14 protein-coding genes, 1 tRNA gene and 1 pseudogene are annotated in these 15,327 nt (G+C 71.1%); 9 read left to right on the top strand and 7 right to left on the bottom strand.

The features are described from left to right. Window positions 1-134: 134 nt before the first annotated feature. Together Scani_RS30465 and glmS are read left to right on the top strand one after the other, a co-directional pair. The gene (locus tag Scani_RS30465) at window positions 135-425 is read left to right on the top strand and encodes a hypothetical protein (protein WP_159480987.1); all 291 of its coding nucleotides are present in this window, start codon (window positions 135-137) and stop codon (window positions 423-425) included. Window positions 426-492: 67 nt separating this feature from the next. Then, window positions 493-2,322 carry a glutamine--fructose-6-phosphate transaminase (isomerizing) gene (gene glmS / locus Scani_RS30470; protein WP_159480988.1) on the top strand — a complete coding sequence of 610 codons (1,830 nt, stop codon included), beginning with the start codon at window positions 493-495 and terminating at the stop codon, window positions 2,320-2,322. Between the two features lie 480 nt (window positions 2,323-2,802). Here the strand turns inward: glmS and Scani_RS30475 are convergent, their stop codons facing one another. Next, window positions 2,803-3,324 (bottom strand): universal stress protein, encoded by a 522-nt coding sequence (locus Scani_RS30475; protein WP_159480989.1) that lies wholly within the window; start codon window positions 3,322-3,324, stop codon window positions 2,803-2,805. Window positions 3,325-3,723: 399 nt separating this feature from the next. On the opposite strand from Scani_RS30475, the gene Scani_RS30480 reads away from it, so the two are divergent. The 4 genes from Scani_RS30480 to Scani_RS30495 all read left to right on the top strand — a co-directional run bounded on the left by Scani_RS30480 (window position 3,724) and on the right by Scani_RS30495 (window position 6,493). Further along, a complete protein-coding gene (locus tag Scani_RS30480) occupies window positions 3,724-3,996 on the top strand; it encodes a hypothetical protein (RefSeq protein WP_159480990.1) in 273 nt (90 codons plus the stop codon). A gap of 349 nt (window positions 3,997-4,345) precedes the next feature. After that, window positions 4,346-5,632 carry a helix-turn-helix domain-containing protein gene (locus tag Scani_RS30485; RefSeq protein ID WP_159480991.1) on the top strand — a complete coding sequence of 429 codons (1,287 nt, stop codon included), beginning with the start codon at window positions 4,346-4,348 and terminating at the stop codon, window positions 5,630-5,632. Between the two features lie 5 nt (window positions 5,633-5,637). Then, entirely contained in the window at window positions 5,638-6,255 is a 618-nt protein-coding gene (gene orn / locus Scani_RS30490; RefSeq protein ID WP_159480992.1) for an oligoribonuclease, read from the top strand. A gap of 162 nt (window positions 6,256-6,417) precedes the next feature. Then, window positions 6,418-6,493, top strand: a tRNA-His gene (locus tag Scani_RS30495). 99 nt (window positions 6,494-6,592) lie between these two features. Here Scani_RS30495 and Scani_RS30500 read toward each other — a convergent pair. Continuing rightward, complete coding sequence (locus Scani_RS30500; RefSeq protein WP_159480993.1) at window positions 6,593-7,243, bottom strand: NAD(P)-dependent oxidoreductase; 651 nt, start codon at window positions 7,241-7,243, stop codon at window positions 6,593-6,595. Window positions 7,244-7,365: 122 nt separating this feature from the next. Between Scani_RS30500 and Scani_RS30505 the strand changes: the two genes are divergently transcribed. Next, a complete protein-coding gene (locus tag Scani_RS30505) occupies window positions 7,366-8,271 on the top strand; it encodes a helix-turn-helix domain-containing protein (protein WP_159480994.1) in 906 nt (301 codons plus the stop codon). Window positions 8,272-8,394: 123 nt separating this feature from the next. Here the strand turns inward: Scani_RS30505 and Scani_RS30510 are convergent. From Scani_RS30510 to Scani_RS30520, 3 genes and pseudogenes are all read right to left on the bottom strand, one after another. Beyond that, window positions 8,395-9,377: pseudogene (locus tag Scani_RS30510) on the bottom strand (chitinase); the annotation flags it as partial. 252 nt (window positions 9,378-9,629) lie between these two features. Next, the gene (locus Scani_RS30515) at window positions 9,630-11,060 is read right to left on the bottom strand and encodes a HAMP domain-containing sensor histidine kinase (RefSeq protein WP_159480996.1); all 1,431 of its coding nucleotides are present in this window, start codon (window positions 11,058-11,060) and stop codon (window positions 9,630-9,632) included. Between the two features lie 115 nt (window positions 11,061-11,175). Next, window positions 11,176-11,868, bottom strand: a complete 693-nt coding sequence (locus tag Scani_RS30520) for a response regulator transcription factor (RefSeq protein WP_174872768.1) — start codon at window positions 11,866-11,868, stop codon at window positions 11,176-11,178. 118 nt (window positions 11,869-11,986) lie between these two features. On the opposite strand from Scani_RS30520, the gene Scani_RS30525 reads away from it, so the two are divergent. Beyond that, window positions 11,987-12,559, top strand: coding sequence for a hypothetical protein (locus tag Scani_RS30525; protein ID WP_167538161.1), 573 nt, complete (start codon window positions 11,987-11,989; stop codon window positions 12,557-12,559). A 26-nt stretch (window positions 12,560-12,585) separates the two neighbouring features. Here Scani_RS30525 and Scani_RS30530 read toward each other — a convergent pair whose 3' ends face one another. Together Scani_RS30530 and Scani_RS30535 are read right to left on the bottom strand one after the other, a co-directional pair. Beyond that, complete coding sequence (locus tag Scani_RS30530; RefSeq protein ID WP_159480998.1) at window positions 12,586-13,446, bottom strand: spermidine synthase; 861 nt, start codon at window positions 13,444-13,446, stop codon at window positions 12,586-12,588. Between the two features lie 193 nt (window positions 13,447-13,639). Further along, entirely contained in the window at window positions 13,640-13,969 is a 330-nt protein-coding gene (locus Scani_RS30535; protein ID WP_159480999.1) for a chaplin, read from the bottom strand. A gap of 243 nt (window positions 13,970-14,212) precedes the next feature. Here Scani_RS30535 and Scani_RS30540 point away from each other — a divergent pair, with 243 nt between their 5' ends. Next, window positions 14,213-15,301 carry a DUF3344 domain-containing protein gene (locus Scani_RS30540; RefSeq protein WP_174872769.1) on the top strand — a complete coding sequence of 363 codons (1,089 nt, stop codon included), beginning with the start codon at window positions 14,213-14,215 and terminating at the stop codon, window positions 15,299-15,301. The last annotated feature ends 26 nt before the right edge of the window (window positions 15,302-15,327 follow it).

A 15,327-nucleotide genomic window follows, 5' to 3' on the forward strand; every position in this document is an offset into this window, starting at 1 on the left:
GAACGGTGACCATGCGTACCGTGAGCCTCGATTCCGGTCAAGGTTCGGACCACTTTCCGGCCGCCAAATCGGGGACGTGCCCGATAGCGGGCAGATTTCTTGCGTATCCGCGCGGCGCCCCGCAATATCGACGAGTGCTCGAACGCCGTAACCGCAGCGCTGAGGCGCCGCACGAAGACCTGGTGGACCACCTGGTGCGCAGCACGCCGCTGCAGCGCGGTGAGGCCGCCAGGGTGGTGCTCGATGTGCTGTCGTACTTCGACGAGACGACGGAGGAATTCGTCCGCCGGCGCCATCGGGAGCTGCAGTCCCACGGACTGCGCAACGACGAGATCTTCGAACGGATCCGCCACGAGATGCCGCACCGCGCCGTGGCCCCGCCCGATCTCTCGGCCCGCCAGCTGCGCCGCCTCGTCTACGGCTGACGGCCACGCCCGGGGCGCCGGGCGGCACGGACCATTTGCCACAACGTTCTTCTCGGAGGGTCACTTTATGTGCGGGATCGTCGGCTATATCGGCAAACGCGATGTTGCTCCGCTGCTTCTCGAAGGCCTGCAGCGCCTGGAGTACCGCGGCTACGACTCGGCGGGCATCGCCATCCACGCCAAGGGCACCGGCAAGGCCGCGGGCGGCCTGAAGACGGCCAAGGCCAAGGGCCGGGTCCGTGAGCTGGAGTCACGGCTGCCGAAGCGCTTCGCGGGCTCCACGGGCATCGCGCACACCCGCTGGGCCACCCACGGCGCGCCCACCGACGAGAACGCCCACCCGCACCACGACACCGAGGGCAAGGTCGCGGTCGTCCACAACGGCATCATCGACAACGCCGCCGACCTGCGCACCCGCCTGACCGCCGAGGGCGTCGTCTTCGCCTCCGAGACCGACACCGAGGTGCTGGCGCACCTGATCGGCCGCTCCACCGCCGAGAAGCTGGAGGAGCGGGTCCGCGAGGCGCTGCGGCACATCGAGGGCACGTACGGCATCGCCGTGCTGCACGCCGACTTCCCCGACCGCATCGTGGTCGCCCGCAACGGCTCCCCGGTCGTCCTCGGCATCGGCGAGCACGAGATGTTCGTCTCCTCCGACGTCGCCGCGCTCGTCTCGCACACCCGCCAGGTCGTCACCCTCGACGACGGCGAGATGGCCACCCTCAAGGCCGACGACTACCGCACGTACACCACCGAGGGCTCGCGGACCACGTCCGCTCCGGAGACCGTCGAGTACGCGGCCGAGTCGTACGACCTGGGCGGCCACGACACGTACATGCACAAGGAGATCTCCGAGCAGGCCGACGCGGTGGACCGCGCGCTGCGCGGGCGGATCGACGACCGCTTCTCCACCGTGCACCTCGGCGGCCTGAACCTCGACGCCCGTGAGGCGCGCGGGGTGCGCCGGGTGAAGATCCTGGGCTGCGGCACCTCGTACCACGCGGGCCAGATCGGCGCGCAGATGATCGAGGAGCTGGCCCGCATCCCCTCGGACGCCGAGCCGGCCTCCGAGTTCCGCTACCGCAACCCGGTCGTGGACCCCGACACGCTGTACGTCGCGGTCTCCCAGTCCGGCGAGACCTACGACGTGCTGGCGGCCGTCCAGGAGCTCAAGCGCAAGGGCGCCCGGGTGCTGGGCCTGGTCAACGTGGTCGGCTCGGCGATCGCCCGGGAGACCGACGGCGGTATCTACGTGCACGCAGGACCCGAGGTCTGCGTGGTCTCCACCAAGTGCTTCACCAACATGGTGGTCTCCTTCGCGCTGCTCGCCCTGCACCTCGGCCGGATCCGTGACCTGTCGGTCGCGGACGGCAAGCGGATCATCGAGGGCCTGCGCAAGCTGCCCGGCCAGATCGACGAGATCCTCAAGGGCGAGGAAGAGATCAAGAAGCTGTCGGCCGCCTACGCGGACGCCAAGTCGATGATGTTCATCGGCCGGGTGCGCGGCTACCCCGTGGCCCGTGAGGCCTCCCTGAAGCTCAAGGAGGTCTCCTACATCCACGCCGAGGCCTACCCGGCCTCCGAGCTCAAGCACGGCCCGCTGGCCCTCATCGAGCCCGCCATGCCGACCGTGGCGATCGTCCCCGACGACGACCTGCTGGAGAAGAACCGCGCCGCGCTGGAGGAGATCAAGGCCCGCAGCGGCCGCATCCTGGCCGTCGCGCACCAGGAGCAGGAGAAGGCCGACCACACCATCGTCGTGCCGAAGAACGAGCCCGAGCTGGACCCGATCCTCATGGGCATCCCGCTGCAACTGCTCGCCTACCACACGGCCCTGGCCCTCGGCCGGGACATCGACAAGCCCAGGAACCTGGCCAAGTCCGTCACAGTCGAATAACTCGGCCCAGCATCCTCGCCGAGTCAATGACCGTGAAGTGGTCCGGCCAAGACCACCGAAGCGACATTTGAGCACCCCCACGGCGAGCAACCCCCTCCGCGAAAGCGGCGCCGGTTCAGGCGCAAAAGGGGGCGCAAGAGCAGCGGCTCCGCGCGTGCCACCAGCGCGCGGAGCCCCCGCCTCCCCTGTGCCGGCGTCGCCCATACGCCGACAGGATGCCGCCGCCCCGGGAACCGTCACTTCCCGGACGACAGCACGAAGTTGCCGTGCGCGCGGCCGCCGGGCCCGTGATGCGGCGCGCCCACGTGACCGTTTTCTACCCCTCGCCGGCGCACAATTCACCTGCGCCCGCCGGGAGAAATGCGGCTGCGCACAATCCCCATGACGCCCCCTCAACTGTGCGCAACACGCGGAGAATTGATCACACGGGGACGCAAGGGAGGCGCGACGCGGCGCGTGGGCGGTCCGCGCCGGGAGGGGTCAGGGAATCACGATCACCGGGCGCTGCGCCCGGCGGGCCAGCCGGCCGGCCACCGAGCCGAAGATCCGGCCGACGATGCCGTGCGTGGAGCCGACCACGATCGCGTCGGCCTCGTACTCCCGGCCGACCTCCTCCAGCTCATGACAGATGTCGCCGCCGCGCTCCACGAGGACCCAGGGGACCTCGGTGAGGTGATCGGCACAGGCGAGCTCCAGGCCGAGCACTTCGGTGCGGTGATCCGGCACGTCCACGAAGACCGGGGGCTCACAGCCCGCCCAGACGGTCGTCGGCAGCCGGTTGGCCACATGGACGATGATCAACCCGGAGCCGAGGCGCCGCGCCATACCGATTGCATACGCCAACGCCCGCTCGCTCGACATGGAACCGTCGAAGCCGACCACGACGCCGTGCCGGAACGCGGGGTCGCAGGAATGGCGCGTCTTTTCCGCCGCTTCGAGGTCCGCCATCGGATCGGCGACCTGCTTGCGGTCCGCGGGTTCGGGAATTTCGTGACCGGCCATTGGTGTCTCGGCGAGGACGTCCTCTTGCGGAGGGGCGAACGGGGAACGGCGATTGACTTGATCCGGCAGTTGACTGAGCTGGCTCGATCGAGGTGCGGGAGCCATAGTTCAAAGAGGAACGATACGACTGGGAATCATCTTCCCAACCCGATACCCCAAGAGTACGGCGCCACTCCCCCGCTGCCCAGAGCCCGCCACGGACGCGGAGCGCCCGCGCGAGGTGGGTGGGGCCTCGAACGTTCCCCGGAGCATGCCGGAGCGTGGCCCGGATGGCAATGCCCCGGCCTGCCCCCGTACGTACCCCTCACGGTGACCCATGATCGTCCGGCGGCGTTGTAGTTGCAGCCCGTCCGAGGGGAGCGCGCGATGCCGATGCCGTCCGACAGATCACCCGACCCAGTGAGCGATGTCATGCGCTGGGGCGCCTTCAGTTGCGCCCTGGTGCCCTTCGTACTGATCATCAGCGGTGTCTCCTGGGCCGGCGCGGTCGGCACCGCCGCCGGTCTGGCCGCGGTGACCTGCGTCTGCCGCGCGCTGCTGCGGCAATCCGAACGGACCGCGGCGCGGATCCGCGTGCGCGAGACCGGAAGGCACCGGGACAGAAACGCTTATTTGGGGTCACCGGCGCACGGGAGCGGTCGGCACCCCGAAGGGCGTACGCCGGTCGATTGAGGCGCTTGCAAGTCTGCGCGCGACCGTTTTCAGCCAACTTCCGGCCGAGGTCCACACCTTGCCCCGAACACCCCTCAACCCTGGTGTGAGCAGGGAGGAAAGGACCGCTGGGCATGGTTGTGCCCTACTGCGAACGGGCAGAGCCGAGACGCGTACTTCCCATGTAGGCCCGACGAGTGGAACGCTTCGTGATCGAATGCTTCGCGCCAAGTTGCCATATCGACATACCAGCGGGTGGTGAACTTGGCACTCCATCCTCACGGAACACAGTAGATTCGATCTTGGTAGTAACGGCGGGGGAACTGTGCAGGACCGAGAGGGCGAGACGACCGAGGGGGGCTTAAGTGCCATGAGCCAGGACTCCGCTGCCGTACCAGATGCCGCACGCAAGCTCGCCGCCCGACGACGCCGCGAAATAGTCGCGGTGCTCCTCTTCAGCGGCGGCCCCATTTTCGAGAGCTCCATTCCGCTCTCGGTCTTCGGCATCGACCGCCAAGACGCAGGCGTTCCGCGGTACCGGCTACTTGTGTGCGCGGGCGAAGATGCGCCTTTGCGCACGACCGGGGGGCTCGAACTGTCGGCCCCCTACGGGCTGGAGGCGATCTCCCGAGCCGGGACGGTCGTCGTACCGGCCTGGCGTTCCATCACCCAGGCCCCGCCGCCCGCCGCGCTCGACGCGCTGCGCCGCGCGCATGAAGAAGGGGCCAGAATCGTCGGGTTGTGCACGGGGGCGTTCGTCCTCGCCGCGGCCGGACTGCTCGATGGCCGTCCGGCCACGACCCATTGGATGTACGCGCCGACGCTCGCCAAGCGTTATCCGTCCGTCCATGTGGATCCCCGCGAGCTCTTCGTCGACGACGGCGATGTGCTCACGTCCGCGGGAACGGCGGCCGGCATCGACCTGTGTCTGCACATCGTGCGCACCGACCACGGCGCGGACGCCGCGAACGCGCTGGCCCGCCGGCTCGTCGTGCCGCCCCGCCGCACCGCCTCCGACATGGGGCACCAGCGCTACCTCGACAGGTCATTACCTGAAGAGATCGGCGCCGACCCGCTGGCCGAGGTCGTCGCCTGGGCGCTGGAGCACCTCCACGAGCAGTTCGACGTGGAGACGCTCGCCGCGCGCGCCTACATGAGCCGCCGCACCTTCGACCGGCGCTTCCGTTCCCTGACGGGGAGCGCTCCGCTGCAGTGGCTGATCACCCAGCGGGTGCTGCAGGCCCAGCGGCTGCTGGAGACCTCCGACTATTCGGTGGACGAGGTCGCGGGGCGCTGCGGATTCCGTTCGCCGGTCGCCCTGCGCGGCCACTTCCGCAGGCAGCTGGGCGCCTCGCCCGCCGCCTACCGGGCGGCCTACCGCGCACGGCGGCCGCAGGGCGGGACGGCCGAACCGGTGCTCAGACCGGAGCGGGCCGAGCGTGCCGACCGGCCGGAGCGCGAGCGCGCGGCCCTGGGCGCGGGTGCGGAGCGGTTCTCCGCCGCCGCACTGACCGGCCACGGGCTGGCCTCCGCGGAAGCGGGCGAAGCGGGCAAACCGCAGTCGGACGTCTATGCCGGCCGGCTGCCGGAATCCCCGGTGGGGAGGGGAACGGTCCGCCCCGTGCTGCCCGGACAGCGCGAGCGCCCCGTAGGGTGAGATGTATGAACGATCGCATGGTGTGGATCGACTGCGAGATGACCGGACTCTCGCTGGCGAATGACGCGCTCATCGAGGTGGCCGCACTGGTCACCGACTCGGAGCTGAATGTGCTGGGCGACGGGGTGGATGTGGTGATCCGCCCCCCGGCCGGGGCACTCGGCACCATGCCCGAGGTGGTGCGCCAGATGCACACCGCCTCCGGGCTGCTGGAGGAGCTGGACGGCGGGACGACGCTGGAGGCGGCCGAGGCGCAGGTGCTTGCGTATATCAAGCAGCATGTGCCGGAGCCGCGGAAGGCGCCGCTGTGCGGCAACTCCGTCGGCACCGACCGTGGCTTCCTGCTGCGGGACATGCCGACGCTGGAGGAGTACCTCCACTACCGGATCGTCGATGTCTCGTCCGTGAAGGAGCTGGCCCGGCGGTGGTATCCGCGGGCCTACTTCAACAGCCCGGACAAGAACGGCAACCACCGGGCGCTGGCGGACATCCGCGAATCCATCGCGGAACTGCGCTACTACCGGGAGGCGGTCTTCGTGCCGCAGCCCGGCCCCGACTCGGACACCGCGAAGGCCATCGCCGCCAAGCACGTCCTTCCCGCTGAGCCGCAGTCCACGCCGTAGCGGGGTACAGGGCGCGTGTCGTGCACGCCCCGGCGGGTCCGCCGTGACGCGCACGACACGCCCTCGCTCCCGGGACACGAAACCTGGGCGCGAGCACCCCTCCGGACCCTGTACACTTTTTCTCAGCCGGTGGGGAAAAAGAACCACACAGCACCGGTCATGGTGGGTATAGCTCAGCTGGTAGAGCACCTGGTTGTGGTCCAGGATGTCGCGGGTTCAAGTCCCGTTACTCACCCCACATCAAGGCCCCCGACCTCTGGTCGGGGGCCTTGGCGTTATGTGGGCGCGGGTTCGGGGAGCCGGCGCGTCCGCCGGACCAGGCGCCGGGTGCCGCGGCTCAGTAGCCGACGGTGAAGCGCTCGCCGACGTGGCGGGGCCCCTCTATCTCGTCGACGACGGCGACGGCGTAGTCCTCGGTGGTGATCCGGCTGGTGCCCTCGGCGTCGGTGAGCAGATCGTCGAGGGCGGTCCGGTAGCTGCCGGTGCGTTCGCCGGGCTCGATCGTGGCGGCCGGGCTGATGCTGGTCCAGCGCACGTCGGGGACGGAGCGGTAGAAGTCCAGCGCATCGCCGTGCGCGTGCATGATCTGCAGCAGGAACTCCGGGAGGCCCTCCGCGTCCCAGACCTGCGCACCGTCCGGGGTGCGCAGCGAGCCGGCGCCGCCGACGGAGATCAGCCGGGGTGCCGGGTCGCCGAGGGTGCGCAGGCCGGCGACGAGGGACTCGGCGGCCGGGCGGATCGTGGCGACATGGCCCGGTCCGTCGCCGCCTCCGATCGCGCTGACCAGGACGTCGTGCCCCGTGGCCGCGGCGGCGACCGAGGCCGGGTCGAGGACGTCGCCGGTGGTCACGGTCAGGTCGGGGTGGGTCGTGGTGATCTTCGCGGGGTCGCGGACGACCGCGGTGACCCGGTGACCGCGCCGGAGGGCCTCGTGGAGGATGCGGCTGCCGATGGTGCCGTTGGCCCCGAAGAGAGCGATCGTGGACATGGTGGTCTCCCAGCTGTGCTGTGTGTCCCGGCAAGGACTTCCGTTTTCCGTCAGCAGTCGCGCCGACGGCTTCTACGCTAGGGGTGCCATCGGGGCATTCAGGGGTAGCGAGGGGACCAGCGATGGTCAGAATGCGACAGGAGGGCGCGGAGCCCGTGCCGGAGATCCCGGAGGTGGCGTTCTCCGCGCCGGCCGGGCGGCCGACGGGGGTGGAGGTGCTGACGCTCGCGGAGCTGCGGGCACGCGCGGACGCCTGCCAGCTCTCCGCCCCGCACCGCCCCGGCTTCCACCATCTGCTCCTCCTGGACGGCGGCCGGCTGGTGCACAGCGTCGACTTCCAAGATCACGTGCTGGCGCCGGGCGATCTGCTGTGGTCGCGGCCCGGGCAGGTGCAGCACTTCGGTGATCTGACGGGCGCGGAGGGGCGGCTGGTGCTCTTCGAGGCCGGCTTCCTGGACCCGGCGACCGCGGCCGCGGCCCGGGTGGAGGACTGGTACGGGCCGCCCGTACGGCATCCACAGGGCGCCGCGGCCCGGGGCGTGGACGCGGCGATGCGGCAGCTGCACGAGGAGTTCGGGGCGCTGGGCGGGCTGCCGCTGGAGATCCATCTGGAGGTGCTGCGGCATCTGCTGGCCGTCCTGGTGCTGCGGGCCGCGCATCCGGGCGGGGAGCGGGACGGGGACGGGTCCTGTACGGCGAGCCCGGCGTATCTGCGCTTCCGGGACGCGGTGGAGCGGGACTTCACCCGCAGCCGCCGGGTCGCCGACTACGCCCGTGCGCTGGGCTACGCGCCGCGCACCCTCTCCCGGGCCACCGAGTCCTTCGCCGGGGTGGGGGCCAAGGAGTTCATCGACCGGCGGGTGGTGCTGGAGGCCAAGCGGCTGCTGGCACACGGCGACCGGTCCGCGGCCCGGATCGCGGACCGGCTGGGCTTCGCCGACGCCACCAACTTCAGCAAGTTCTTCCAGCGGCAGACGGGCACCACCCCGATCGCCTTCCGCACGGCGGTCCGCAGCGGTGCGGGCTGAGGGCGCGCCCCTCGTACGGGAGTTGTGGCGCGCGGACGGCGGGGCGCAGCGGTGGGGGGAATTCCCGCTGCGCCCCGCCGCGGGGGCGAACGGCCCGGTGGGGGTCCGGACCGCCGGTGGGGGTCAGCCGGTGTACGCGCCGAAGGCCTTGGTGAAGTCCAGCGGGCCCTGCTCGACGGAGCTGCAGGTCGGCTGCGCGGAGTTGCCGGCGCCGCCCGGGCAGGCCTTGTCGCGGGTCCCGGACCACATCGACAGCCAGGCCAGGTGCTTGCTCTTGGCGAACGTGACCAGCTGGGCCGCGTCGTCGGTCTTGAAGACCTCGGTCTGGACGTCGTTGACACCGATCATCGGGGTCACGGCCACGGTCTTCCAGGCCTTCGCGTCGCTCAGGCCGAGCGCCTTCCTGAGCTGGGCCTGGGTGGCGGTGGCGGCCTGGATCGCGTAGGTGCCCATGTCGCCGCTGTAGGAGGCGCCGTAGTCCATCGCCATGATGTTGACGGCGGAGATCTTGACGCCGTTCTTCTTGGCGTCGGCGACCAGGTTCACCCCGTCCTGGGTCAGGCCCTCGGGCATGACCGGCAGGGTGAAGGAGACGTCCAGGCCGGGGTGCTTCTTCTGGAGCTGGGTGATGGCCTGGGCGCGGCGGGTGTTGGCGGCGGTGTCGGGCAGGGCGCCGCCCTCGATGTCGAAGTCGACCTTGGTGAGCTTGAACTGGTCGACGACCTTGCCGTAGGCGGCGGCCAGTTCGCCGGCGGAGCCGCAGACCAGGCCGAGTTCGGAGCCGGTCGCGCCGCCGAAGGAGACCCGGACGTCGCCGCCGGCCTTGCGCAGGGCGGGTATCTGCCGGGCCACCGGGTCGTTGCCGAGCTCGCCGGAGCCGCCCCACTTGGGCGTGCAGCCGCCGCCGGAGGTGACGAACGCCAGGTTGAAGTTCTTCACCCCGGTCTTCTCGGCGGTGCCGGCCAGGTCGTAGGCGGGGGCGAGCGAGGTGTCGACGTACGGGGCGAAGCCGGCGGCGGCCCGGGGAGCCTGCTTCGTGGCGGTGGTCCGCGGCGCCTTGACGGCCAGGGCGGAACCGGCGACGGCGAAGGCGCCGCCGGCGGCGACCACGGCGGCCGCGCCGGTCACGATCAGCTTGGTGGTGCGGCTCTTGCGCCGGCGGTGTGCCGAGGAACTCATCTCGTGCCTGCCTGTCGTCACATGGGGGGCTGGGGTGCACCGTGGTGCGTCCCGCACGCTAGCGACAGAGAAACGGACAAATGTCGGGAATGGTACGGAGGTTAGCGGACTTATGAACGCCTTAAGGAAGCGGAAGGGGGTGGTTAAGAGCGGGCGGCTCCTGCCCGGGTGACGGGCGGTCAGGAGCCGGTGCGCGCGGTCCGCCGGCGCCGGCCGCCGAGCGTGCGGCGCAGCCGGTGGCCGCGGCGGGTGCCGGCGCGGGCGCGCCGGTCGTCCAGCGCCAGCCAGACCCGCACCTCGGTGCCGCCGAGGACGGAGCGGCCGATGCGCACATCGCCGCCGGTGGACTCGGCCAGCCGTCGCACGATGTCCAGGCCGAGGCCGGTGGATCCTCCCCCAGCTACCGCTGGGCGGTGCCCCCGGCCGCCTCCCGACCAGCCGCGGCGCAGCGCCGCGTCCGGGTCGGCGATGCCGCCGCCGGCATCCGAGACCAGCACGATCACCGCCTCCTGCGCGTTGTGGACGTCGACCGCGAAGGCGGTGCCCTCGGGGGTGTGGCGGAAGACGTTGCCGAGCATCGCGTCGAGGGCGGCGGCGAGTTCGGGCCGGGCGACGGGGACGCGTACGGGGCGGTCCGCGCCGGCGATGCGCACGGTGCGGCCCTCGTCCTCGGCGAGCGCCGACCAGAAGCCCATCCGCTCGCGGATCACCTCCGCGGCGTCGCACCCGGCAGCGGCGGCCGCCTGCCGGGTCTGGGCCTTCTGCTCACGGGCGGTGCGGATGATCTGGTCGACCTCGCGCTCCAGCTGCTCGACGGCGGCCCGGGTCTGCTCGGCGGCCGAGGTGTCGCCGAGCGAGGCCGCGTTGAGCCGGAGCACGGTCAGCGGGGTGCGCAGCCGGTGCGAGAGGTCGGCGGCCAGTTCGCGTTCGTTGGCCAGCAGTTGGACGACCTGGTCGGCCATCGCGTTGAAGGCGCTGGCCGCGGACCGCAGTTCCTTGGGGCCGTCCTCCGGGACGCGGACGCCGAGCTTGCCCTGGCCGAGGTCGTGGGCGGCGCCGGCCAGCCGCTTCGCGGGCCGCACCATACGGGTGCCGAGCCGGTCGGCGACCGCGACCGAGCCGATGATCAGCGCCAGGCCGACACCGGCCAGCACCACCCAGGAGGTGGTGACGCCGTTGGTGAGCGCCTTGTCGGGGACGAAGACCTCGACGACGGCGATGCCGGAAGCGACGGCGGTCGGCTGGAGGAGCGAGGAGCCGCCGGTGACCGGGGAGATGGAGGCGCGGCCGAGCTTCGCGGCGGCCTCGACGTCCCGCTGTGCGGCCCGCCGGGAGCCGATCTCGGCCGGCCTGCCGTTCTTGCCGCTCGCCGGGACATGGACGCCGATCCGGCCGCCGGGCCCCGTCTCGGCGCTGGCGACGGCGCGCTCCAGTTGGGTGCGGTCGGTGGTGATGGCGAGGACCGGACCGATGGTGGCGGCCTGCCGTTCGGCGTTGGAGTAGGCACGGTCGCGGGCCAGTTCCTTGACGACCAGTCCGAGGGGGACGGCGAACGCGACCACGACCATGGCGGTGACCGCCAGCGCCACCTTGACCAGGGCCCATCTCACGGCGTCTCGTCCTTCGCTGCTCCGCCCGCGAGGCGCAGAGCTGCCGAATGTGGTGTTGTCCGCGGCCTGGCGGCCTCGCGTGCTCCCCCGGCTGCCGCGGGGAAGTGACCCCGGCTCACCGCGGTGGCTCCAGCTTCACGCCGACGCCCCGCAGGGTGTGCAGGTACCGGGGCTTCGCCGCGGTCTCGCCCAGCTTGCGGCGCAGCCAGGACAGATGGACGTCGATGGTCTGGTCATCGCCGTAGGACTGCTGCCAGACCTCGGCGAGCAGCTCCCGGCGGGCGACGACGACGCCGGGGCGCCCGGCGAGGAAGGCCAGCAGGTCGAACTCCCTGCGGGTCAGATCGAGTGCGGCGCCGTCCAGTTCGGCCTGCCGGCGCAGCGGGTCGATGGACAGTCCGCCGACCCGGATCACCCGTGAGGGCGGTTCCGCACCGGCCGTGGCGGCCCGCGAGCGGCGCAGGACGGCCGTCATCCGGGCCGAGAGGTGCTCGACGGAAAACGGCTTGGTGAGGTAGTCGTCGGCGCCGTCGTTCAACAGCCGGACGATTTCCGCCTCGTCGTCCCGGGCAGTGGCGATGATCACTGGAACATCGGTGATGCCGCGGAGCATCTTCAGCGCCTCGCCCCCGTCCAGATCGGGCAGGCCGAGGTCGAGGATCACGACGTCGAAGCCGACGTGCGCCACCTCGCGGAGCGCCTCCAGAGCGGTACCGACGCTGCGGACCGTATGGGCGGCCTCGGTCAGATGCCGGATGAGAGCCGAGCGTACGAACTGGTCGTCCTCGACGACGAGCACACGTGCCATGGGCGGCACCGTACGCCATTCGGGCAGGGTCCCCTGCCCGAGGTTGACGGCCCGAGGGCGCACTCCGGCGTACCGGACGGGCTGCAACGGGGCGGTCGGGTGGTGCAGTATGAGCCGGATGCAACGAGGACTGGTTCACGCGGCGGCCTGGACGCTGGCGACCGGCGCGGCGGTCACCCTGTCGTGGTTCGGCGTGCACACCGTGCTGTCCGGCACGATGTACGACGCGCCGCGCGCACTGCCGCTCTCCGGCCGGATGGCCTCCTCGGACACCGGACAGGACGACGCCGCCGCACCGCGCGTCTCCTCCACCCACCGCCCCAAGCCGTCCCGGTCACCCGCCCACAGCCCGGCGCCCGACGACGGCACCCCGTCCCGGACGGCCGCCCCGTCCCACAGCGGCACTCCCCGGTCGTCGTACCCGGGCCCCGCCGCGCCCGGCAGCTCGGCACCGGCCTCCGACGGCCGGGTCAAGAGCTACGCCACGGACGGCGGGCGGGTGGTCTTCGACATGGGCAGCCGGTCGGCCGAGTTGGTGTCGGCGACCCCGAACTCGGGCTGGGAGATGCAGGTGTGGAAGCAGGACGGCTGGATCCGGGTCGACTTCTCCGGCGGCACCGACCATACGTCGGTGTTCTGTACCTGGAACGGCCATCCGCCGACGGTGGAGACCACCGGCCACGGGGCGTAGCGACGCCCGTGCCGCGAGGGCCGGTGTCAGTCGAAGGCGGCGGCCGGCGGGGCGGGTGAGGCGAGGGCCGTGACGTCGGTGACCGGTGCCGCGCCGCCGGTGAAGTCCAGCAGCGCCCGGCCGTGTTCGACCCGGCCGGCCTGCGGATCGGTGGCCGCCCGCCGGGTGAGTTCGGCGACCGGCAGCGGCCCCTCGGCGGCCAGCAGCACGGCGTTGCCGAAGCGCTTGCCGCGCAGTACGGCCGGGTCGGCGGTCAGGCACAGCTCGGGGAAGACCGTACGGGCCGTGGCGATCTGGCCGCGCAGGAACCGCAGCGGCGGCCCGTCCGCGAGGTTCGCCGCGTAGAACCCGCCGGGCCGCAGCGCCCGGTGTATCTCCGTCAGGAACTCGGTACTGGTGAGGTGGGCGGGTGTGCGCGCGCCGCCGAAGACATCGGCGATGATCAGGTCCGCCCAGCCGTCCGGGATCTTCACCAGGCCGGCGCGGGCGTCACCGCCGCGTACGCGTATCCGCCAGCCGCCGTCCCACGGCAGTTGCCGGCGCACGAGTTGGACGAGCGGTGCGTCGATCTCCACCACCTGCTGGGTGGACCGCGGGCGGGTGGCCGCGACATAGCGGGCCAGGGTCAGGGCACCGCCGCCGAGATGGACGACGCGCAGCGGTTTGCCCGGGGGCCCCGCGAGGTCGGCGATGTGCCCCAGCCGCCGCTGGTAGGAGAAGTCCAGATGCGCCGGGTCGTCGAGGTCCACATGGGACTGCGGGGCACCGTCGATCAGCAGCGTCCAGCCGCGCGGCCGGTCCCGGTCGGGCCGTAGCTCGGCAAGCCCGCCGTCCACCGTCTCCGTGACGGACTCCGGTCCGCCGCGCCCGCGTCTGCTCTTCGCCATGCACTCCAGTATGGCCCCTGCCCCGGAGGCCGTATCCGCTGGTCAGCCGGGTGCGGCCGGCCCCAGGGGCACGGCGGCGCCCGGACGTACGGGGGCAGAGTGGCGGACCACCCGCGACCGAGGCCGAGGGCGATCCGCCAACTGCACGTCATGACCCATGCCGGCCCGACATCCCTGGCGGACCGGCATCGGGTCAGCGGTTCAGGCAGACATTCCCGAACGCCGGGTTCAGCAGTGCGGCCACGCTGATGCTGTTGCCGCACACGTTGATCGGGATGTTGATCGGAACCTGGACGTTGTTGCCACTGAGGATGCCCGGGGAACCCGCGGCGAAGCCCGCGGCATTGGCACCGCTCCGGTGGTTGAAGAGGTTGCGGTGGTCGTTACGGTAACGATCGTTGTCATAGTGACGACCGTGGCGGCCATGGTGGCCGTCCCCGCTGGCTGATGCGACGCCTGCGCCACTTAGCACGATGGCGCAGCCGACCGCAGCCGTTGCGGCGGTCTGAACAAACCGCTTCATCCCATTCTCCTTTCAGTGTGTGAATGGGGCAACCGGTCACAACGAGCGAAATGAGTCAGGGGTACGGACGTTCCCCCTTCCGGGAGAATGTTAGCCCTTATGGCAGAAAGGTCCCGTCGCCAGCGGATCCGGAATTCCGCGGAACGGAATCCCGTGGAGGATCCGGCGTGCCTGCCGCGGAAACCAACATGATTTCTGTCAGAGTGCTCTCCAGTTTGACTGATTGAAGTCGGAGAGGAAGACATGCGGAAGTCGATGGACCGCACTGTGCGCGGCGTCGTATGCGCACTTGCCTCCTTGGCATTGCCCGCCGCCCTGTCTTCGGCGTCGGCTGCCCCGGCTCCCGGGGAAACCACCCGAATTCCTTTCGCCGAGCGCTATCACGTGACCCAGCACGGCGGTATCACCCGGGCGGCGAACTCCTCGCTCACCTGCGAAACGGCGGGGCGGCGCGCGTCCGGCCCGTGCGCCGCCGCCCAGCGGGGCGCCGGCCTGAACGGCCACCACCGGACCGCGTACGCCGACGTCGACTCCGACGCCCACACCTACAACTCCAGCAGCGCCCGGCTGCGGATCCCGGCCGGCTCCCGGGTGAGCTACGCCCGGCTGTACTGGGGCGGCACCCTGCGCGCCGGTGGGCAGCAGCGCGCCGAGGACATCGGGCGGGTGCTGATCGCCGAGCCCGGCGGCCGGTACAAGGAGGTGCGCGCCGACACCCGGACCGGCCGTCGCACCACCTCCGCGACCGACGGCTTCCAGGCGTCGGCGGACGTCACCGAACTGGTGCGGAAAAGCGGTCCGGGTTCCTACACGGTCGGCCAGATCAATGTCGCGAAGGGCCGTTCCCCGGCCGGCTCCTGGGGCGGCTGGACGCTGGTCGCCGTATACGAGAACAGCAAACAGCCGTTGCGCAGAATCGTGCTGTGGGACGGCTTCCAGCCGGTCGGACAGGACCATCGCGGGTTTTCTGTTCGGCTGAACGGATTGCATATCCCGGCACATTCGCATGGCCGGGCCGGTGTGGTGGCATACGACGGTGACCGGGGCCGCGGAAATGACGCGCTCTCCGTCCGGTCGGGCCGGCACCACGTTCACAAGGTGCGGGATACCGCCAATCCGGTGCATGACGTGATGAACTCGACGATCACCGAATTCGGCCGGCAGACGAAGCGGCTGCCCGCCTACCGCAACACCGTCGGATTTGATTCCGACGTATTCGACATCACGCCCGCGCTGCGGTCCGGCAGCGATCGGCTCACCTTCCGCTTCACCACCGCAAATCCGGGATATCTGCTCGGCGCGCTCTTCTTCCAGAGCGATACCAGACACTGAGCGGCGCGCCCCGGCAATTCCCGCAG

Source organism: Streptomyces caniferus (assembly GCF_009811555.1).
GTDB classification, from domain to species: Bacteria; Actinomycetota; Actinomycetes; order Streptomycetales; family Streptomycetaceae; genus Streptomyces; species Streptomyces caniferus.